This window comes from Paenibacillus sp. D2_2, assembly GCF_031199965.1.
Classification (GTDB): domain Bacteria; phylum Bacillota; class Bacilli; order Paenibacillales; family Paenibacillaceae; genus Fontibacillus.
Genome location: NZ_CP133605.1, coordinates 2,234,084 through 2,251,359, shown reverse-complemented (window position 1 = coordinate 2,251,359; position 17,276 = coordinate 2,234,084). Strand labels below are relative to the sequence as shown.

Genomic DNA, 17,276 nt, shown 5'->3' with positions numbered 1-17,276 from the left:
CTCCCCTCTAAAATAGAGTTAACTTTGCTGTATCATGTCATCTATTGCCTTTATTGCCGCTAAGATAGGATATATTTGCCCCGGTACTACTGCATTTCCGAGTGACTTAACTCTGTCCACCCCATTGGGAAGCCCATGAAGAGTTCTGCATAATCTGGATTCAAATGTGTTAAATCTTCTTTCCGCTTCCTGAAACGACTTGCCAGTTTGTCGGATCGATAAGTCGGACTTCCCCAGTATCTGTTCCGCGCAACTCCCTTCCACTCTGAGGCTACTAATGTTGGCAACAATGAATACTCTGTCTCTTCTGTGAAAGGCGCCGACGGCTGCAGCCGGTATAACAAATGTTTGTGCTTCGTAGTCGATACTTTCCAAGTCAGTAAGCACACTGTCGAGCCCCATTGTGATGTGCCCAGCAACATTCTCACCAACAAACCAACGGGGCTGGATTTCTTGTATGATTCTAAAAGCTTCAGGCCAGAGCCAGCGGTTATCATCCTTGCCTTTTCGCTTCCCGGCATAACTCTCAGGCTGGCAAGGGTAGCCGGCGGAAATAATTCCAATTGCTCCAGTGTCGATTCCATCAGCTTCTAACCTCTCTTTCGTTAGTGTTTTTACATCGTCGTATATTGGTGCATCAGGCCAATGCTTTTTCAATACCTTCTGTGGAAATGGTTCTCGTTCGCAAAACGCCACCGTTTTCATTTCGGCCCATTCAGCAGCTAAATCTATTCCACCAATTCCACTAAATAGGCTCAGATGGTTCATTGTTTATTCATCCTTTCAGGTGGGATAAAGCAGTACGGATAGATTCCAATTCGTTACCTTCCATGTTGCTATCAAAAAAGTTATCCCACGGTTCTCCGTCTCCGTTTTGATGCCAGTTGTAAACCGTTAATCCTTCTCCATAAAACTCCATCATCGCACTGATGAATTGTTCTGCTTTTTCCAGAGCCCTTATAGCAGCATTACGGCCTTCTTGTAGTCGGTCATATTCGGATACGATTTCTTCTGCCGCCGTTAATGTAATATGGAATAAGCTGTATTCAAAGCTCTTACACCAATCAACTGCCGCTATTAATTCTTGTATCCGGTTATTCATGGGTATTAGCCTCCAAAACCAAACTCCCGAAAGCCATCATCATTTCTTTCTGAAAATGCGGTTCAGAAACATCTGCAATTTTCCCTACAATATCCCAACCTAGAAAAATCTCTGTCGATCCACTCTTTATCAATACTCCGTCATTGTTTGCTGTTACTGAATCACTTTTCAAAATAGATACTTGTTTCATTGGTTATCCTCCTTAACCGTTAACCAGTCACAATAAGCCTGACATTGTTCCTGAGTTTCGAAGTATACGTAATAGTGCTCTTCTTTGATCAATTCGAAATCTTCACCTTTGTAAATGAATCTTGGGACACTTGAAGATCCGATAGTCTCAAATTCCATGCCATCAGCTTCGCAATAAGGTTTGTACCAAGCCACAAATTTACCGTTACGAAGTTCAAATGAAGAGCAGATATGTGGTCTTGGATAGTAGTATTTAATATTGTTTTTACAATCACATTGCTCAACCTTTTGATTCCCTAATGGAGACTTATAATAAATGTTCCTTGCTTCATCACATTTATCGCACTTAGGACCACTCTTCCAGTCGTAATTCACTCTAAATAATTCGACCTTAAAATCTCCCATCAACTCTAGGAGCCGTTCTCTTCGAACATCATTTTTCAAAGTCCGCTTTTGCATATCCAGTTCAAGAACCTTCTGGTTGAAATCACGCTTGATAGCTTCAAAATTTTTCTTAACCTCTTGCAGTTCTGCATTTTCCTTACGCAGCTTGTCCATTTTGGCTTTATAATCATCGCGGACTGAGTTCATAAGCGATTCCTTAAACTCATCTACCTGCTGCTCAAATTCATTAGGTTCGTTGTAAAAATCGTAGTCGTACATTTTCATCTTCCTCTCAATTTTTAGTTAAACGATCCGAAAACTAAGATTTACACTTGCGCACTGCCCTGTAAGCCGGTATAAGCCTCTTTAGTTTGTATCCTTCCGTTTATACTCCCGAGTGTTTAAAGTGTCTGTAATGAACTCCTAGCTTCGTCTCCCTTGGCGGTTAATAGAATGGTCCGTGGTATATTGGTTTTCCTTGTGATGTATCCGTTCGTTTCCAATCGATTCAAGTGTCCATCTACTGTTGACGGCGAAGCTAAATTTACGCCAATTTGAATTTCGCGAATTGTTGGTGAATAACCATTTAACTCTCTGTACTCTGCAATAAAATTAATGATTGCTTGTTGTCTTGGACCCATGGTTACACCGCCTTTGATTTCTTCTTGTCCTTATTACCGCCTAGAATCGCCTGTATGACTTCCTGCTGGTATTTGGTTGTAAATACACCAGTGCGTACTGATCGTGCAATCTGAGCCAAAACAAAGGCGTCTCGTACGTTATCTGATTCATGTTCGAACTTCCACGTTTTAAAAATGGGAATTACCATATTGTCTTTTGATGTATTTCCCTTACCGGTTGCAAACTTTTTGACTTGGCTCGGTGTTGGATCTAAAAACCGTATCCCCATATCCTGTAAAGCAAACCTGATAGCAAAGCCAACACCGTATTGCGTGCTTACTCCTTGCCCCTTTGATCCGAATGAAAACCCCTCTATGCAAACAACATCATGATCATTAACGTAGAATGCAATTTCCCTGCCGTATTCTTGCAATTCCGTAGCCGTTGAGTGAGTGCCGTTTTTTAATAGAACCTCAATTTGTGTCTCTACTATTCCGTATTCATTCAGTATCACTAGTCCAGTTTTAGTACTTGGGTCTATTCCTACGAATCTAGTCATTTATTCAGCCTCCTCTTTGTTCTGCAATCTGTTCAAACATGTCTATTAGCTTGTCCCTCATAAACTGTTCCCTGAATTCTCCGGGGATCTGGCATGCTGAAGCTTCGGTTGACATTTTAGCCATGATGCTGTCGGCACGTTGAAAGTTCTCGAAAAGTGACCATTCCAGCGATTCAAATATTTCCGTCATTTCCTTCTTCCATGCCGTTTCTTGATACCGTCTCCGATCCTCTTTACTTACTGCCATTTACATCACCTCGGCCCGAGCTTTCCCCTGCTTGTATTGCAGTTCTGCGCTTGCTCTGATCCGGTCCAATAAATCCCGGCTTGTATCGTTTGCAATTTCTTCCGCTGCAAAGCACTCCCGAGCAAACCGCATTGATGACTCAATATCCTTGTCTATCATTTCGTAATCATCTATGTGTTTCATTGCTTACCTCCTAATCAATGATTCTCGCCCGCTCTCGCCGCATGCTTGTTGCTTTGTTATGGACAAACTTACAATCTCCTATTATCCGATCGATGCAACGACCGTCTTCATCCAGTGCTTTCCCGTCCTTATCACTAGCAAACCATGCCTCTAAACGTTCTGGGCTTAAATTAGCGGTGTACAATGTCTTCTTGTTTTGCCGTCCATTGATAATCGGGAACGCTACGTTTTTAAATTCAAAATCCGTTAGCCATCCGGTTCCAATGTCGTCCAGCACTAGCAAATCAACATCTATCGCCGCCCTTACTATCGCTGATAGATTTATTCGTTCATCCTTGATCGACCTTCTAGCTAGTTCTGATAGTTTAGGCCAGTCAAGAAACAATGTAGGCCATCCATCAGCGTCTAACGAACGTTGCACCGCTCTAGCTAGATGACTTTTTCCATTGCCTGGTGTCCCGAAAAATACATAACCGAATTTTTCATTTTCGAAGTTTCGGTAAAACCCTTTGGCAATCTCGTATATTTTTTCTGATCCTTCGCGCTGCTGGAAGTTCTTGAATCCTGCATTTGTCAAAGAATCAGGTATAAGGTTCAAACGGTTGAATATTTTCTGCACTTCAAGAGTGCGGGCCTTGCGTTCTTGGATGACTCGTTGCTGCTTATCATGTTCAATCTCACAGTCACAATGGATTCTAAATTTTCTGGTACGCCCTAAAATCGCGTACTCTTTATAACCAAGCAACTTATGACACGCGATGCAGCAGCCCCAATGTTCCCAAGTTGGATTATTACTCGATAATGAAGTCCGTATACTTTCCGGAAGTGCCATGGCTAGATCCTGTGCTTTCACTACCGTCACCTCCGGTTAAATAGTCCTTGTATGTTTCTGCGTTTAAAAATGTTGTTGGCATCTTGGCGTAACTTCCGTCATAACCGATTGTTTTTTTATCTGCTGCATATCGCTCCACACATTCCGTCATTTTAACTTTGTCAAAGGACTTTGTTTTCTTAAGCCAGGTTTTATATGTCTTCGCTTTGTCTCTTTTACGCTTTGGAGGATATGCCGACCAAAAGTTTTCAAACTCAGAATCATATTTGTTGGATTCATCCGACACGCATATATCTTTTATATTTTCATTTACTTTACTTTCCTTTCCTTTACTTTCCTTTGCATCATTTTGCATTGCATTTGCATCGCTTTTAGATGCATTTGCATTACTCCAGCGTTTATTTGCTGCTTCTGATCGTTTTTCACTGGTTTTTTTACGCTTTTCCATACGCCTTAGTAATGACTTGCTCCAGAAAAACTGACCATCTGATACAAACAACTCGAATTCATTAATGCAATCTTGTACAAATTTCTGCATTTGCATCGTTTCTGATTGCAATTGCAATGCAAATGCATTGAATGTGTATTTGGATTGCATATCAAGTTTGTAGTCACTAGACTCCATCATCATTTCTATGAGCATCCAGTACCAACCGTAACCTTCAGCTCCGTATGCAGCTCGCATGGCTGTCATTTTAGGGTCATGCCTGGCGTTACAGTCATGCGAGAAGTAATATGCTTCTTTCATGTCACCACCCGCTTAATTTAGCTTTATTTCGTAGCTCATTTAATATTGCGCTTGGGTCATTACCTTGCTTTTTTGTATCCAAAAAGTTTAAAAGCAGCGGCTGCCATGTTCGTTTACTAGAATGTACAAGCCGATGCATAGAGTCAGACAACAACACACAATTACTTACTTCGTACTTACCGCCACCGCCGCCCATGCCGCTATAGCACACCCTATGGAGATGAAGTCCGGGGCCTGGCTTACCACTCAGTAAGCACCAGTTCCCATCACGTTTCTTTACCTCTGCCCGAACTTCTTCCTTGGTTAGCTCTCCGCCTTGTTTTCTTTGTCGCTGCGGTGTTTGTAGTTTGTTTCTTCGACTCTTTACCTCTTGTCCAGGTTTAGGAACCGGATTGTGTCCAAAGTCATACATATGATCACCGCCTAAAATGGCAAGTCATCGTTCGATATATCGATCGGTTTACCATCGTTTTGAAATGGATCTTGTTTGTTATTAGATTGACTGCCTTTATGTGTTAGAAACTCAACTGAATCAACCAGGATATTGGTGTAAGTCCTATCTTCCTTGCGGTCAATATTGACCTGACCCACTACCCCGACTTTTGAACCCTTCCGACAATACTCAGCTACATTTTCAGCTTGTTTTCCGAATGCCGTGCAGTTGAAAAAATCAGCTTCATTCCGGTTAAATCTTCTTGGTACAGCAACAGAAAACTTAGTATAGGCTTTGCCTTCACCGCTATATTTGAGTTCAGGATCCCTTGTCAGATTACCGATTAATGAAAATACGTTCATGTTATTACCTCCTAGTAAACTGCTAATTCAGAAAAGTGTTTGATAGTCTGTATCTTCTTTGTTGCCCGGCAGTATTCGCATTTCTCGCAACGAACTGGTTCAACTGATCCGCTTTTAACTGCCTTTACTCGCTCTATATGTTTGCTTACAATGTGCAAACCTTGTTCGATAGCGTCATAATCAAAATAAATAATTTCATGGTCGGGTGGATCTTGCTTTGTAACAATAACCATATGTGGTAGGAGCCAATCTTTGCGACCACTCTCAATCTTCTCGACTTCCGCATAAATCGCCATCTGAATGTGATAACCATAGTGATATATGAAGTTCTCATATACTCCTATTTCTGTATTCCAAAACTTTCCGCTCATTTCTCGCATCGTCTTTACGTCAGCAAATAGATTCTTTTGGTAGCTATCCAGCATTACTTTCCATGGTATGCCGAACAATTCGGTAGTAAAGATAACCTCTTTTCGCCCGGCTAATGCTTTCATAACTAACGGATCGTTTTCTAAAACCTCAATCATCTTGTTACAGTGCTGAAAGTTTGATTTCAATTGCCCTGCCGTAGCTCCCCGGCTGCTGTATAGATCGGGGTTATTAGCCTTAAACTCGTCCAATGTTCCTTCATTCCAAGCATGTACATAATGCCCTTCCATAAAGGCTGCAATTGGAGCAGATTCGTATTCCCCGTTAATCTTAGCCATCGCCCCAGCTTCACACCCTCCATATGAGGGCAGGAAGCTTTTGAACTGTGATACTGACATATAGTGACGGTTAGCATCTTGACTGAAGTAATTATCCTTATTCAGTTTCATTTGTATCACCGTCCATTACTACCGTGTATTCAGCTTCAGTCATTTCAACAGACTCATTTAATGGACTTTGTTGTACTGGCTTTGGTTCCTTACTCATATCGAAATCGCTAGAATCTTCAAAAGCTTGTGCTTGTTCAATCGTGTCAAAATCAAGTTCAATATTTTTACATCAGCCGGCGATAAACCGTCTTTTTGTACATTTCGCCTGTACTCTTGGTCCATGCTTGACCGTTAGCTTGTTTCGAGTAGTTTTTTCTTGTTTCCTCTATTTCGGGGGCACTCATTACCTCATATACCATGCCGCCATCTTCGAATAAAGCTACGGCAAATGCCCCGATGATATCTCCATTGTTAAATGGATGTGGCTTAAATTGAATTGTTTGTTGGCCATCTTTAATCTCTTCTGTAAATTCATCACCTTCACGAACTACCTTGGCGTAAATATCTTTAACCGGGCGAACGCTATACTTCTTGGCAAGCTTCTTTTCTCCCTTATAATCAGTCTGAAATTGCATTCCCTTAACCCATTTAGGGTTTTCTTTTGTGCCTACATTTTCGTTATACACGATCGCATAGCATTCCTTATTGAAAAAGTCCAAACCAAGGAATGCTCCTTTAAGCATCGTCCTTGCTACGCTAACCGGTTCGCACTGTTCAATACCTTTTGTATCCTGCAATACAGTCATACAGTTTTGGATAAAGCGTGTTTTGTTAAAGCTAGTAGGCATCGCTTCGCGCTTGGAATCTATCAATTTTTCAAGGTTATTATGAATAACTAGTAATTTATCTGACATGGTTTACCCCTCCACCACTTCAATGTTTAAGTCTTGGCCATCTATTGTTTCGAGTACAAAGTATTGGTATTCATCCGATTTAGAAGATTCGATAATCTCCTGTTGCTTGCTTCCAAGGTTCTGCCACCCATCAACACAGATAACTTTCAAGTCCCCTGCTTGGGCTTTCGCTAACTTAAAAGCGAATTCCAGCGCTTCACCTTCAGATAGTCCGTCAATAAGAGTCTCGTCGATTCTAATACGCCCTTGTTCATCTACAGACAATCCATCTACTGGCAATGATGCTGTTTTGAGCAGTTCCTTTGGCAGATCCCTAGCCGTCTTAATTTTGGCTGTCAGTTCGGCGCTGCGTTCTTCCTTAGGCGTTAATTTCTCGCGGATAATATCATTCATCCGTTCCCATTCACGCAGATATTCTTTCATGGATGCCGCCTGATCAGCTGTTTCTTTTAGCGGTGCAGGGTCGATATATTCAACCGTATCAATAACCTCTTGAGCGTTACCTGACTTCTCGTTTTCGGTAGCAATAAGATTAGATTCATGATCCGCGATTTTCTCTAAATCTTTGCGCTCATGATCTTCAATGTTGGTAAGAGTAGTCTTTTTCTCAGCAATTTGTTCCCTGTACTCCGCTATAAACACACGGGATTGTTCGGATGCAGACCGGACTTCTCCACGCATAGTTTGCTTTTTGGCTTGATATTGTAGTTTCAAGCGTTCGATTGCTTGTTCAAGCTCGTTGTCCAAGCGTGTAGATTCTTCAATAATCCTCCGGTCTGTATCATCAATTACTAGCTGTTCACGCTGTATACTATCTTCCAATCTAGTAACGGCTGCTGTTAAGGAGTCACGCTGTCTGTTGTAATCAAGCTTCTTTTCCTCCGCTGCGTGTGTTGCCCGGCGTTTAATATCGTCAATACGTAGGGAAAGGCCATCAATCAAGGACTTAGCTTCTTCTAGCCGTTTATTGGACGCCTCCGCTTCTGACAGTTGGTTATATAGCTCCTGTAGGTTCACGCTGCGCCATTCATCACCGTTATAGTTTGGTGGCAAATCGCGCTTAATACCCTCGATATTCGCCCGTAACAAGTTGATTTCTCTGTTAATGCTCTCACGTTCAGCATAATAACCAGTTTCAATTTGCTTCAAAATTTGTAGGATGTGAAGTTGATAATCAGCTTCGGGAACCTCACTGAACCAGTTTTTAATATCATCAACCGTCCATCCGATCTGCAGCATGTTTAAAATGATTTCTGTTTGCTCCTTAGTTGTCTTCTGGACAAACTCAATCGGTCGGAATATCTCGCCGTTAATCAACTTTCGAAGAAATGTTTCTGTGCTTGCTACTGCCTTTGAATCATGCTTTACCTTCAAATAATCAGATTTTTCCGTCCGGATCTTACGAGTAGCCTGTAGACCGTCATCCAATTCCACAAACAATTCCGCTTCTTCTTGGTCATGACGAATCACTTCTGTGCGGCGGTTTTTATTCGTAAATACCTTTTCTAACGCTTCGACAAGGCTTGTCTTACCTGTGCCAGAATCGCCAGAAACCTTATTGAATTTTCCTGGGTTAAATAATAACTCTTTGATTCCGAGCCAGTTCTTTATCTCAATTTTTTTAATATGCATTTGACGTCCTCCTAAATTTTGTGTTATTGTTGCCGTAGAATTTTTAATAAGTGTTTCAATTACGCCCTTGGTTGCCGCCTTGGGCGTTTTTCATTTCCCTTCGATACGTTAGATACTGCCTATAGTGATATTCGCTCGGAAAAGAGAACATAGGCTTTTTATCTTTTGGAACAACAATCTGGCCACCAGCCTTCGTCATAGCTCTTTGATCGTCTTGACTTTCGCTGAATCGTATTCTAACGGTCAAATTTGTCTGACCTCCTTATTCACCACCATCTTTCTATCAGTCTTTAGCACCTCCGGTGGATAAGCATCGTTGAGAAGATTGCGAAGCGCTAGCATGTCAGAAAGGTTGTCTAATTTAACTTTTGGTACTTCGAAGCCGTCGCGGTAAATCAACAACACTTCCTGATCCTTGTCTAAAATAACGTCATCACCTTTTGATAATTCGGTACAAAATACACTTGAGTTGTTCATAGTGATACATCCTTCCTATAATGAGCTGCTTCCTTTTCGTATTCGATTAGTGCATTAATCTCCATCCAAATACTGCCCACTCTTACATAGAACTGCTTCCCATCGTTTCTGCCGCCTTGATATTTACCCATGGTCATTCTCCTTTCGGTATATTTGGATACAAAGCATCATTGAAAATCTTTTGAATCTCTTTGTATTCTTCCAATGAGTCTTTTAACACGGCGCTCTCTTCTGAGTGCTTCTTGAGTTCGTTAATCCTTGCTTCGAGCGCATTTTGGACTCTTAATATTTGTCGCATCGTAAGATTAACTTGCATTTCTATCTCCCTTTCAAATTTTATTTTGCAAACCATCAACTACAGCCAACATTTCTGAATTGCTCGTCCACTGCACACGGCACCGATCAACAAAGTCTTGCAATTGCTGTTTAGTAGCTCCACGATCTACACAGTTATTAAATGCTAGAATTAGTTGCACATCATGACTTGGCATTGCTTGTCCCCTCCTTTTTAGCTCGCCCGGCGTATCGGCTTCCAGGCTTCCACGTAATTTAAAACGTCTTGTAGTTCCTGCCGTAAAACATCTTTGTAACTTGCCACTTGCCAGCGGTCTTTAATTTCTCTGTGGATTTGTCTGAACAATTCTCCGCGTTCTGCCTTGTCCGGTTCAATGGTGCATACCTTTTTATTGATCGCTTGTTGTAGTCGGCGCTGCTGACCACTATCTAAGGTGATTTGAGTATCAAGCCTATTTTCAATGTCATCCACACGCTCTTCCATCAGCTCATGAGCAGCGATGATATTCTTTGTTGCTGCTAACAAAGCTTTAACCGTATCGCGATTAGATTCTTGGACTCGGAAATATGTGTTGACCAACTGCCGTTGTACTTGCCAAGCGAGATCGTCCGAAAAAGATTTTACTAACATTAGATACCCAGATTCAGTTAATAGAACTAAACCATTCGGCGCTGTGATTCCAAACTCTGATCTTGCTTCGTACGAATTTCGTACGAAATAATCTTCACCTTCAACTAGATGCTTTTTGTTCTCGTTAAAATTCCTCCTTGCCGTTCCGTCCGCTCTAAGGTGTAATTCATCTACCTCTTTTAATGTGACAACCCGCTTCCCATACACCTCTTTTATAGTCAGTTGCTTTGCCTTGTTTTCAACTTGGATTTTAACTAATTTATTCACATAATCAGTCCTTTCAAATATTTTCCTTTCTGCTAGAATTTAAGTGTGGGATTGTCATTCTATGTAGAAAGGTGGTGCTACCAATGAATATTGATGCTAATAAACTTGAAAAAGATGTATTGAAAATTTTCTTCGACAATGTTGAAAGTATCCAAGACCATGTAATGACCCAACAAGTCGCTCAAGTTGCAGCTAGAATGGCAGTTATAGCAGTAACTCGAGTTTTGTCTAATCCCGAACTTTATCAGTTAGAGTCACAAAAGGATTCCGCGATTGAACAATAGATTTCTCTAATTGTTCAGTAATGCATTTAATTACTTTTTCGACTGAAACATCTGCTGAAACTGTAATTGCTGGAGCTATCGTTACTGCGGTAGCTTCTTTCATTTCCTCCCGGACAATCTCCCTTACACGTACCTCAGTTAATTGATTCATATAATTACTCCTTTCCAAAAAGCTTTATATAAGCCCGCTTAGCATCTTTTAAATCACGTATATCCGCTTCATTTTCTACAGCACTGTCTTGGTATTCATTTAATTTTGATTCGAGTCGCGTTATAAAAAAAACCAATGCTTCTTGTACCTCTTGCTTTTCTCTTTCAATCAATTTGTTCATTTGATTACTCTTTTCTATAATTTAGTTCATCTTGTTCTCTTCCCCATTTTTCCAATGCATTGGAGCTGAATACAACCCTACTCCCAAACTTACGATGCGGAATTTTTTTCTGTCTGCACATTGAATATAAAGTCTGATCTGATATACCAAACATTTTGGAAACTTCACTAACATCAAGCATTGTGTCTGTATTACTAAACGAACCATCAAACCTAGCTAATATTCTTTTTTCTGCTTCTCTTACAGCTTCTTCAAAAAAATCATTCATTACTTTTTGAAAAGAAGAATCATACATGAACTTCTTCTCCTTTTAATGCAATATCAATCAAGTTACATTCATTCCCTAAACCGATAGAGACTTTCATTAATGTTTTAACGCCAGGGAAATACCTCCCAGATTCAAGATCACACACATAAGAACGCGAAAGACCGCTTTTTTCTGCTAATTCTTCTTGTGTCATTTTTCTTCGTTCTCGTTCTTTTTTAATGACTATTCCTAATGTTTTTTTGTCTAGCATTCAAGTCACCTCCTGAATAAAATGTACAGTATTCTAGTCATTTAGTAAATCTATAAAATCAAGCGAATAAGAGCATTTGGAAGAATTTGCGTGCTATTATCTACTTTTCACGTCATTTTTCTCATTTTTACTTGAATTTACGTCATTTAATGACTTGTATTCACTTACTTTTAAGCTTATACTTTAATCGAAAGTCTGGTTTGCACGTCATTAATTGGGGGTTAATAATTATGTCTTTAGGAGAAAACATTAAAAAGTTCAGAAAAGAAAAGAAGTTGACTCAGTTCCAACTAGCGGAAAAAAGCAGTTTATCAAGGTCGTATATTGCTGATGTTGAGAAAGATCGTTATAGCCCCAGCTTAGATACTCTTAAGACAATCGCTAAGGCTCTTGATATAACCGTTTCTAAATTAATTGGAGAACATGATGATCACAGCGATCTAGAAAAAACATTTTTAGTAAATAACGAAGTATTAACCGAAGACGAAATAAAAGTTATCGAGACCGCTTTGAAGCAGTATCGAGAAATGAAAGAGATTGCAAAAGAGAGGTAAATAAGTGAGATGATTGGAGGATTTCTAAATGAAAGGAAATATTGAAAAAAGAGGCGAACAATCTTGGCGTCTCACGATAGATTTAGGCGAATTACCAAACGGCAAAAGGGATAGAAGGAGAAAAACCATAACAATCAATGATAAATCATTATTGAGAACAACAAAAAAACTTCAAGATTACCTTGAAGATCAGTTAGCCGCCTTTAAAGTGGAGATTGAAAGTGGAGAGTATATTCAACCTTCTAAATTTTTATTTGAAAATTTTGTAGAACAAAAATATTCTATTCACGTCAACAAATTATCTCCCAATACAATCAAAACATATAATGCATTCATTAATAAGCATATGATTACTTTTTTTCGAGGTAAACAAATGGAGAACATAAAAACTCTTCATTGTGTAGATTTTATGGAAAGTATAAAAGGATACTCTATAAGTGTGCAACAATGCTGTCATTCTATTTTAAAAAGTATCTTCACAAAAGCCCAACAATGGCAAGTTATTAAGTCTAATCCTATGAATGGCGTTGATCGTCCTAAAGGCAATAATAGATCAACAAAATATTATGATGCGGAACAAGCAAGTAAAGCTTTGATGCATTTACAAACTGAACCGATCGCATGGAGATTGTATTTTACTGCATGCATGATTGGTGGATTTAGGCGCGGGGAGTTGTTAGCTTTACAATGGAGTGACATTGATTTTGAAAAACAAATACTCCATATTGATAAGTCACTAGCTTCTGGACAAGTTACAAAAGCTCCAAAAAATAATAAATCAAGATCGGTAAAAATGCCAAAATGGTTTATGGACGAATTAGAGCGATTTAAAACTGAGTGGATTGCAGAAAAGGATGCTAATATGGATATTTGGCAAGGTGGTAATCATGAATATGTATTTCATGATGGTTTAGGAAAATCAGTTCATATTACATCTCCATCTCATAGATGGAAAAGGTTCACTAAAAGAAATAATTTGCCTGATATTAGACTTCATGATCTCCGTCACACCTCTGCAACGCTTTTATTAGAAGAGGGTGTAAGTTTGAAAGTAATTCAAGAGAGACATGGTCATACTGATTTCCAAACGACTGCAAATATATATTCGCATGTAACCAAAAAGCTATCTGACGAAGCAGCTGATAAGCTAGAAAAATTCCGCCCCCAATTCGCCCCCAAATGAAATATTTTGCTGCTTGAATGACCGCTAAATGCAGGCTATATAAGGTTTTTACAAACCAGCATCATAAGTTGCCCGGTTTTGTGATTGTCAAAAAATTTGAAGCTTAACTTCTGCAGGTGCTCGAACATGTTCTTTCGCATATCCGTCTCGATATTTACCCCTAGCATATGTCCCCAGTAGGTAACGATATAGTTCAATACCGTATTCAAAATGTAAATTCCGAGCAGTGCGGCACAGGCCATCGCGATTAGCGACCAGTCTTTACCTGGAAGCAGCTTGTCCACGAATTGGTTGACCGCAATCGGGAATCCCAGCTCTAGCAGACCTGCGATTACAGCACAGGTGAAATCTAACAAGAACAGCTTTTTATAAGGTCGATAATATGAAAAAAGTCTCGAAGCATTTTTGCATTCTCTCCAATCTGTCATGCAGTACATATTTTTTGTCAAGATTATCATAGTTATGGGTCTTTTTACAGTCCAAAGTCGGTTATAATTGTTTATGGTTCGGTCAAGATTCGTCAATTAGTAGCATGTTGACGGATAAATAAGGTACAATAACTACCGAATGATTCGTCCCGGGGGCCTGCAGGCGATCGGGAATTCAATGAACTACCTTGTCTTGGAAGGAAGGATTATCGTAAATGTACGTTGCTAATGAATGGAATGACTATGAAGTTATCGATACAGGAAATGGAGAAAAGTTAGAGCGTTGGGGCGATGTGATTCTGCGCCGTCCAGACCCACAAATTATCTGGCCGATCGCCAATGAAGATAAGACGTGGCAGGATGTGCATGGACACTATCACCGTAGCTCTTCCGGCGGTGGTAGTTGGGAGATGAAGAAGCCGATTCCAGAACGCTGGACGATAGGCTTTGACCAACTCAAATTTTATATTAAACCAACGAGCTTCAAGCATACGGGTCTCTTCCCGGAGCAAGCCGCTAACTGGCGCTGGATGATGGACAAGATCTCAGGCGCGAATCGTCCGATTAATGTACTTAATCTGTTCGCCTATACCGGTGGTGCTTCCGTCGCTTGTGCTTCGGCCGGCGCTTCTGTGGTGCATGTCGATGCTGCTAAGGGAATGGTGCAATGGGCCAAGGAGAATCTCGCTCTGTCCGGCCTCGGAGATCGCCCTGTCCGTTTTATTACGGATGATGTATTCAAGTTCGTTCAACGCGAGCAGCGCCGTGGCAATCGATATGATGCAATCATTATGGACCCCCCTTCTTATGGTAGGGGACCATCAGGGGAGACTTGGAAGCTGGAACAGAGCTTATATCCGTTCGTGGAGTCATGCTTGTCGATCCTCTCGGATAAACCGCTGTTCTTCCTGATCAACTCTTATACGACGGGAATCTCACCGACTGTACTAAATAACATTTTATCGATGACTGTGAAGAACCGTTTTGGCGGACGAATCTCCGCCGGTGAGCTCGGTCTCCCGATTACGAAGTCCGGCATGAACCTGCCTTGCGGAATTCTTGGCCGCTGGGAGGAGTAATAATGGAGCCTGATGTGTCATGGACAACGGGACATCCTGAAATGAGAATATTATTTGAGGACAATCATTTGCTCGGAATTGAGAAGCCTGTGAATGTTCCAACCCAGGAAGATGCCAGCGGAGACCCGGACCTATTGAATCTGCTGAAAGCAGATATTAAAGAGAGATATAACAAGCCTGGTAATGTATATCTTGGTCTCGTCCATCGCCTGGATCGTCCTGTCGGCGGTGCCATGATCTTCGCGAAGACATCCAAGGCTGCCTCGCGCCTCTCCGATGCCGTTCGTACCCGCAAATTCGCAAAGTCATATGTAGCCGTCGTTCATGGGCAGCCGCCTCAGCAGCACGGACACTTGATCGACACCTTGCTGAAGGATGAACGAACCAATATGGTATCCGTAGTGACTAAGGGGACACCCGGCAGCAAGGAGGCGATTCTCGATTATCATGTGCTTGGCGTCTCAGCCGAAAACGGACTGTCACTGGTGCAGATCGAACTGCATACCGGACGTTCGCACCAGATCCGTGTACAGATGAACCATCTCGGCTGTCCGTTATACGGTGACCAGAAATATGGGGCTCATATTAATAAGCCAGGCCAGCAAATCGCACTCTGGTCGCTGTATGTTGGCTTCCCTCATCCGGTGACCAAAGAGCCTGTCGATCTAGTCTCCTCCCCCCATCTCAATTCCCTTGGGATTTGTGGGATTCGCGGACATATTTGCAGGTTGCCGAGAACTTGGTCTCGAGCAGTAATATGTAAATTGCAGCCATCTGTATTCAACCGGATATGAGGCTAGCAGAATAAGAAGACGCTTCTATACCGCGATATTGGCGGATTAGAAGCGTCTGTTTTATGTCTATTTAGCCTTAGCGGCTGTTTTATAAATCTCTGCGTTGCAAATTGAGAATCAAAACTGCACTTTCCTCACGGCCCCCTAATAAAAGTGGAGTCTTACCCTCCAATAAATTAGACTATTTATAAAGGGGAGATTCGAAATGAAACGAAAGAATAAAGCGTATGAAGAAGTTCGTTTACAGGTGGTCCGTGAGGCACTAGCAGGGATTAAGGTAGCCGTATTGTCCCGTAAGTATGGAGTTCATCCTGAGACTATTCGTAGTTGGATCAGGGAGTATCGAGATCAAATCGAAGAGCATGAGATACCCGCTGCAGATGAACAGCTACAGGAATTAAAAAGATTGCAGGAAGTCGAAGAGAAATACCAAACCGCTGTAAAGATCCTAGGCGAAAAGGAATTAGAAATCGAAATCCTGCGTGAACTCTTAAAAAGAAGAACCCTGCTTATCTGAAAGATTCGAAATAGCAGACCAGTTTATTAAGCAGGGAGATTATGCAGCGCTGGTACTGCGAATCTTAGGGTTGGCTGAGTCAAGCTATTATGCACGAAAAAAAGAATAGGCCAACATGATGAGCCTGTAACACGCATTCGTAAAGGGCGTCCATGCCCAGGTTATTCCCTAACGGAAAACGGTACCAGAGTAAGCGACGAACAGATTAAAGAGTGGTTCGTAGAGCTTACAGAAGGCGAAGAGAACGAGTATGGGTATAAATTACTTGCTGAGTGCCTCCGTAAGGATCACCGTCTCATTTTGAATAATAAGAAAGCTTACCGTTTGTGTCGTGAATTGGGGATTCTCCAAAAGTATCGAGAGAGAAGAACGAAGCATCCTCGTCGATTGCCTAGAAATCGTCTAGTCACCGGTCCGAATCAGTTATGGCAAATGGATATTAAATATGGTTACGTAGCAGGACGTGACCGCTTCTTTTCCTGCTCAGTATCATTGATGTATTCGACCGCGCTATTGTGAGCTATTACCGAGGCTCTGAATGTAAGGCTACTCATGCAATTCAAGTTCTGGGAAAGGCACTAGAGTCCCGGATCCAGCCAGGAGAATCGCTACCCACGATCCGAACAGATAATGGACCTCAATTTATCAGTGCTTTATTTGGAGATACGTGTGAAAATTGGGGCATTTCACACGAAAGAATCCCTCCTAAAACTCCAAATATGAACGCATATATTGAGTCGTTCCACAGTATTGTGGAGAAAAATCTATTCAGCAAAATAGAATACAAGACGATGGAGGCCGCCTATGAATCGATAGATAGCTATATCGATTTCTACAACAACCGAAGAATGCATGGCAGTCTAAAACGGATGTCTCCACTCCAATTTTATAGTTGGATTATGCAGTTCGAAGATCGGTCTCAGTTCTATAGATCTTTGTAAAACTTTAAAATATAGCGTTAGACTACGAATACAGTATTTTACTCGGGTCAGACTCCAGATTTAGGGGGCCGAA

At 41.2% G+C, this 17,276-nt stretch carries 31 protein-coding genes and 2 pseudogenes; 8 read left to right on the top strand and 25 right to left on the bottom strand.

What is annotated here, in order from left to right; translation table 11 throughout:
- Positions 1–18: 18 nt before the first annotated feature.
- From RE628_RS11330 to RE628_RS11230, 21 genes are all read right to left on the bottom strand, one after another.
- Complete coding sequence (locus tag RE628_RS11330; protein ID WP_309158782.1) at positions 19–768, bottom strand: DNA cytosine methyltransferase; 750 nt, start codon at positions 766–768, stop codon at positions 19–21.
- Between the two features lie 7 nt (positions 769–775).
- Positions 776–1,102, bottom strand: a complete 327-nt coding sequence (locus RE628_RS11325) for a hypothetical protein (RefSeq protein WP_309158781.1) — start codon at positions 1,100–1,102, stop codon at positions 776–778.
- On the bottom strand, positions 1,095–1,292 hold the full coding sequence (locus tag RE628_RS11320; RefSeq protein ID WP_309158780.1) for a hypothetical protein: 198 nt from the start codon (positions 1,290–1,292) through the stop codon (positions 1,095–1,097). Before RE628_RS11320 ends, RE628_RS11325 begins: the two co-directional genes overlap by 8 nt.
- Positions 1,289–1,954, bottom strand: a complete 666-nt coding sequence (locus tag RE628_RS11315) for a hypothetical protein (RefSeq protein ID WP_309158779.1) — start codon at positions 1,952–1,954, stop codon at positions 1,289–1,291. Before RE628_RS11315 ends, RE628_RS11320 begins: the two co-directional genes overlap by 4 nt.
- Positions 1,955–2,076: 122 nt before the next feature.
- Positions 2,077–2,316 carry a LexA family protein gene (locus RE628_RS11310; protein ID WP_309158778.1) on the bottom strand — a complete coding sequence of 80 codons (240 nt, stop codon included), beginning with the start codon at positions 2,314–2,316 and terminating at the stop codon, positions 2,077–2,079.
- A 2-nt stretch (positions 2,317–2,318) separates the two neighbouring features.
- On the bottom strand, positions 2,319–2,855 hold the full coding sequence (locus RE628_RS11305; protein WP_309158777.1) for a hypothetical protein: 537 nt from the start codon (positions 2,853–2,855) through the stop codon (positions 2,319–2,321).
- Between the two features lie 4 nt (positions 2,856–2,859).
- A complete protein-coding gene (locus tag RE628_RS11300; RefSeq protein WP_309158776.1) occupies positions 2,860–3,102 on the bottom strand; it encodes a hypothetical protein in 243 nt (80 codons plus the stop codon).
- The gene (locus RE628_RS11295; protein WP_309158775.1) at positions 3,103–3,285 is read right to left on the bottom strand and encodes a hypothetical protein; all 183 of its coding nucleotides are present in this window, start codon (positions 3,283–3,285) and stop codon (positions 3,103–3,105) included.
- A 10-nt stretch (positions 3,286–3,295) separates the two neighbouring features.
- Positions 3,296–4,138 (bottom strand): ATP-binding protein, encoded by an 843-nt coding sequence (locus RE628_RS11290; RefSeq protein WP_309158774.1) that lies wholly within the window; start codon positions 4,136–4,138, stop codon positions 3,296–3,298.
- Positions 4,077–4,865, bottom strand: coding sequence for a DUF4373 domain-containing protein (locus RE628_RS11285; RefSeq protein ID WP_309158773.1), 789 nt, complete (start codon positions 4,863–4,865; stop codon positions 4,077–4,079). Before RE628_RS11285 ends, RE628_RS11290 begins: the two co-directional genes overlap by 62 nt.
- A 1-nt stretch (position 4,866) precedes the next feature.
- Positions 4,867–5,277 carry a hypothetical protein gene (locus RE628_RS11280; protein ID WP_309158772.1) on the bottom strand — a complete coding sequence of 137 codons (411 nt, stop codon included), beginning with the start codon at positions 5,275–5,277 and terminating at the stop codon, positions 4,867–4,869.
- An 11-nt stretch (positions 5,278–5,288) separates the two neighbouring features.
- Positions 5,289–5,660: a single-stranded DNA-binding protein gene (locus tag RE628_RS11275; protein WP_309158771.1), complete on the bottom strand. Its 372-nt coding sequence runs from the start codon at positions 5,658–5,660 to the stop codon at positions 5,289–5,291.
- A gap of 11 nt (positions 5,661–5,671) precedes the next feature.
- Positions 5,672–6,478 carry a PD-(D/E)XK nuclease-like domain-containing protein gene (locus RE628_RS11270; RefSeq protein WP_309158770.1) on the bottom strand — a complete coding sequence of 269 codons (807 nt, stop codon included), beginning with the start codon at positions 6,476–6,478 and terminating at the stop codon, positions 5,672–5,674.
- A 164-nt stretch (positions 6,479–6,642) separates the two neighbouring features.
- The gene (locus tag RE628_RS11265) at positions 6,643–7,272 is read right to left on the bottom strand and encodes a recombinase RecT (protein ID WP_309158769.1); all 630 of its coding nucleotides are present in this window, start codon (positions 7,270–7,272) and stop codon (positions 6,643–6,645) included.
- Between the two features lie 3 nt (positions 7,273–7,275).
- Positions 7,276–8,904 (bottom strand): hypothetical protein, encoded by a 1,629-nt coding sequence (locus RE628_RS11260; RefSeq protein ID WP_309158768.1) that lies wholly within the window; start codon positions 8,902–8,904, stop codon positions 7,276–7,278.
- Between the two features lie 55 nt (positions 8,905–8,959).
- Positions 8,960–9,151 carry a hypothetical protein gene (locus tag RE628_RS11255; RefSeq protein WP_309158767.1) on the bottom strand — a complete coding sequence of 64 codons (192 nt, stop codon included), beginning with the start codon at positions 9,149–9,151 and terminating at the stop codon, positions 8,960–8,962.
- The gene (locus tag RE628_RS11250; protein ID WP_309158766.1) at positions 9,148–9,381 is read right to left on the bottom strand and encodes a hypothetical protein; all 234 of its coding nucleotides are present in this window, start codon (positions 9,379–9,381) and stop codon (positions 9,148–9,150) included. The genes RE628_RS11255 and RE628_RS11250 overlap by 4 nt, the downstream gene beginning before the upstream one ends.
- Entirely contained in the window at positions 9,378–9,512 is a 135-nt protein-coding gene (locus RE628_RS11245; protein WP_309158765.1) for a hypothetical protein, read from the bottom strand. Before RE628_RS11245 ends, RE628_RS11250 begins: the two co-directional genes overlap by 4 nt.
- A gap of 2 nt (positions 9,513–9,514) precedes the next feature.
- Positions 9,515–9,697, bottom strand: coding sequence for a hypothetical protein (locus tag RE628_RS11240; RefSeq protein WP_309158764.1), 183 nt, complete (start codon positions 9,695–9,697; stop codon positions 9,515–9,517).
- Positions 9,698–9,710: 13 nt separating this feature from the next.
- Entirely contained in the window at positions 9,711–9,872 is a 162-nt protein-coding gene (locus RE628_RS11235; RefSeq protein ID WP_309158763.1) for a hypothetical protein, read from the bottom strand.
- Positions 9,873–9,889: 17 nt separating this feature from the next.
- The gene (locus RE628_RS11230; protein WP_309158762.1) at positions 9,890–10,573 is read right to left on the bottom strand and encodes an ORF6N domain-containing protein; all 684 of its coding nucleotides are present in this window, start codon (positions 10,571–10,573) and stop codon (positions 9,890–9,892) included.
- 83 nt (positions 10,574–10,656) lie between these two features.
- On the opposite strand from RE628_RS11230, the gene RE628_RS11225 reads away from it, so the two are divergent.
- On the top strand, positions 10,657–10,857 hold the full coding sequence (locus RE628_RS11225) for a hypothetical protein (protein ID WP_309158761.1): 201 nt from the start codon (positions 10,657–10,659) through the stop codon (positions 10,855–10,857).
- A 155-nt stretch (positions 10,858–11,012) separates the two neighbouring features.
- Here the strand turns inward: RE628_RS11225 and RE628_RS11220 are convergent, their stop codons facing one another.
- Genes RE628_RS11220 through RE628_RS11210 form a run of 3 tightly spaced genes read right to left on the bottom strand, consistent with a single transcriptional unit; the run spans position 11,013 to position 11,707 of the window.
- The gene (locus RE628_RS11220; protein ID WP_309158760.1) at positions 11,013–11,189 is read right to left on the bottom strand and encodes a hypothetical protein; all 177 of its coding nucleotides are present in this window, start codon (positions 11,187–11,189) and stop codon (positions 11,013–11,015) included.
- 4 nt (positions 11,190–11,193) lie between these two features.
- A complete protein-coding gene (locus tag RE628_RS11215) occupies positions 11,194–11,484 on the bottom strand; it encodes a helix-turn-helix domain-containing protein (RefSeq protein WP_309158759.1) in 291 nt (96 codons plus the stop codon).
- A complete protein-coding gene (locus RE628_RS11210; RefSeq protein WP_309158758.1) occupies positions 11,477–11,707 on the bottom strand; it encodes a helix-turn-helix domain-containing protein in 231 nt (76 codons plus the stop codon). The genes RE628_RS11215 and RE628_RS11210 overlap by 8 nt, the downstream gene beginning before the upstream one ends.
- A gap of 230 nt (positions 11,708–11,937) precedes the next feature.
- On the opposite strand from RE628_RS11210, the gene RE628_RS11205 reads away from it, so the two are divergent.
- Complete coding sequence (locus tag RE628_RS11205) at positions 11,938–12,261, top strand: helix-turn-helix domain-containing protein (RefSeq protein ID WP_309158757.1); 324 nt, start codon at positions 11,938–11,940, stop codon at positions 12,259–12,261.
- A 28-nt stretch (positions 12,262–12,289) separates the two neighbouring features.
- Complete coding sequence (locus RE628_RS11200; RefSeq protein WP_309158756.1) at positions 12,290–13,444, top strand: tyrosine-type recombinase/integrase; 1,155 nt, start codon at positions 12,290–12,292, stop codon at positions 13,442–13,444.
- Between the two features lie 41 nt (positions 13,445–13,485).
- Here RE628_RS11200 and RE628_RS11195 read toward each other — a convergent pair.
- Positions 13,486–13,872: pseudogene (locus RE628_RS11195) on the bottom strand (ABC transporter transmembrane domain-containing protein); the annotation flags it as partial.
- Positions 13,873–14,087: 215 nt separating this feature from the next.
- Between RE628_RS11195 and RE628_RS11190 the strand changes: the two are divergent.
- The 5 genes and pseudogenes from RE628_RS11190 (at position 14,088) to RE628_RS11170 (ending at position 17,203) form a co-directional block, all read left to right on the top strand.
- On the top strand, positions 14,088–14,951 hold the full coding sequence (locus RE628_RS11190; protein ID WP_309158755.1) for a class I SAM-dependent methyltransferase: 864 nt from the start codon (positions 14,088–14,090) through the stop codon (positions 14,949–14,951).
- Between the two features lie 2 nt (positions 14,952–14,953).
- Positions 14,954–15,714, top strand: a pseudogene (locus RE628_RS11185) (RluA family pseudouridine synthase).
- Positions 15,715–15,950: 236 nt separating this feature from the next.
- Positions 15,951–16,262 carry a transposase gene (locus RE628_RS11180; protein ID WP_309155764.1) on the top strand — a complete coding sequence of 104 codons (312 nt, stop codon included), beginning with the start codon at positions 15,951–15,953 and terminating at the stop codon, positions 16,260–16,262.
- A 105-nt stretch (positions 16,263–16,367) separates the two neighbouring features.
- Complete coding sequence (locus tag RE628_RS11175; RefSeq protein ID WP_309159444.1) at positions 16,368–16,781, top strand: IS3 family transposase; 414 nt, start codon at positions 16,368–16,370, stop codon at positions 16,779–16,781.
- Entirely contained in the window at positions 16,778–17,203 is a 426-nt protein-coding gene (locus RE628_RS11170) for an integrase core domain-containing protein (protein ID WP_309158754.1), read from the top strand. Before RE628_RS11175 ends, RE628_RS11170 begins: the two co-directional genes overlap by 4 nt.
- Positions 17,204–17,276 lie beyond the last annotated feature (73 nt).

Excerpts from the sequence above, each read along its gene's own strand:
- RE628_RS11190 (WP_309158755.1), top strand. The coding sequence starts at position 14,088 with ATGTACGTTGCTAATGAATGGAATGACTATGAAGTTATCGATACAGGA.
- RE628_RS11225 (WP_309158761.1), top strand. The coding sequence starts at position 10,657 with ATGAATATTGATGCTAATAAACTTGAAAAAGATGTATTGAAAATTTTC.
- RE628_RS11200 (WP_309158756.1), top strand. The coding sequence starts at position 12,290 with ATGAAAGGAAATATTGAAAAAAGAGGCGAACAATCTTGGCGTCTCACG.
- RE628_RS11205 (WP_309158757.1), top strand. The coding sequence starts at position 11,938 with ATGTCTTTAGGAGAAAACATTAAAAAGTTCAGAAAAGAAAAGAAGTTG.
- RE628_RS11270 (WP_309158770.1), bottom strand. The coding sequence starts at position 6,478 with ATGAAACTGAATAAGGATAATTACTTCAGTCAAGATGCTAACCGTCAC.
- RE628_RS11285 (WP_309158773.1), bottom strand. The coding sequence starts at position 4,865 with ATGAAAGAAGCATATTACTTCTCGCATGACTGTAACGCCAGGCATGAC.
- RE628_RS11310 (WP_309158778.1), bottom strand. The coding sequence starts at position 2,316 with ATGGGTCCAAGACAACAAGCAATCATTAATTTTATTGCAGAGTACAGA.
- RE628_RS11325 (WP_309158781.1), bottom strand. The coding sequence starts at position 1,102 with ATGAATAACCGGATACAAGAATTAATAGCGGCAGTTGATTGGTGTAAG.
- RE628_RS11305 (WP_309158777.1), bottom strand. The coding sequence starts at position 2,855 with ATGACTAGATTCGTAGGAATAGACCCAAGTACTAAAACTGGACTAGTG.
- RE628_RS11245 (WP_309158765.1), bottom strand. The coding sequence starts at position 9,512 with ATGGGTAAATATCAAGGCGGCAGAAACGATGGGAAGCAGTTCTATGTA.
- RE628_RS11320 (WP_309158780.1), bottom strand. The coding sequence starts at position 1,292 with ATGAAACAAGTATCTATTTTGAAAAGTGATTCAGTAACAGCAAACAAT.
- RE628_RS11265 (WP_309158769.1), bottom strand. The coding sequence starts at position 7,272 with ATGTCAGATAAATTACTAGTTATTCATAATAACCTTGAAAAATTGATA.
- RE628_RS11295 (WP_309158775.1), bottom strand. The coding sequence starts at position 3,285 with ATGAAACACATAGATGATTACGAAATGATAGACAAGGATATTGAGTCA.
- RE628_RS11235 (WP_309158763.1), bottom strand. The coding sequence starts at position 9,872 with ATGCCAAGTCATGATGTGCAACTAATTCTAGCATTTAATAACTGTGTA.
- RE628_RS11300 (WP_309158776.1), bottom strand. The coding sequence starts at position 3,102 with ATGGCAGTAAGTAAAGAGGATCGGAGACGGTATCAAGAAACGGCATGG.
- RE628_RS11250 (WP_309158766.1), bottom strand. The coding sequence starts at position 9,381 with ATGAACAACTCAAGTGTATTTTGTACCGAATTATCAAAAGGTGATGAC.
- RE628_RS11280 (WP_309158772.1), bottom strand. The coding sequence starts at position 5,277 with ATGTATGACTTTGGACACAATCCGGTTCCTAAACCTGGACAAGAGGTA.
- RE628_RS11215 (WP_309158759.1), bottom strand. The coding sequence starts at position 11,484 with ATGTATGATTCTTCTTTTCAAAAAGTAATGAATGATTTTTTTGAAGAA.
- RE628_RS11275 (WP_309158771.1), bottom strand. The coding sequence starts at position 5,660 with ATGAACGTATTTTCATTAATCGGTAATCTGACAAGGGATCCTGAACTC.
- RE628_RS11315 (WP_309158779.1), bottom strand. The coding sequence starts at position 1,954 with ATGTACGACTACGATTTTTACAACGAACCTAATGAATTTGAGCAGCAG.
- RE628_RS11260 (WP_309158768.1), bottom strand. The coding sequence starts at position 8,904 with ATGCATATTAAAAAAATTGAGATAAAGAACTGGCTCGGAATCAAAGAG.
- RE628_RS11330 (WP_309158782.1), bottom strand. The coding sequence starts at position 768 with ATGAACCATCTGAGCCTATTTAGTGGAATTGGTGGAATAGATTTAGCT.
- RE628_RS11180 (WP_309155764.1), top strand. The coding sequence starts at position 15,951 with ATGAAACGAAAGAATAAAGCGTATGAAGAAGTTCGTTTACAGGTGGTC.
- RE628_RS11210 (WP_309158758.1), bottom strand. The coding sequence starts at position 11,707 with ATGCTAGACAAAAAAACATTAGGAATAGTCATTAAAAAAGAACGAGAA.
- RE628_RS11240 (WP_309158764.1), bottom strand. The coding sequence starts at position 9,697 with ATGCAAGTTAATCTTACGATGCGACAAATATTAAGAGTCCAAAATGCG.
- RE628_RS11220 (WP_309158760.1), bottom strand. The coding sequence starts at position 11,189 with ATGAACAAATTGATTGAAAGAGAAAAGCAAGAGGTACAAGAAGCATTG.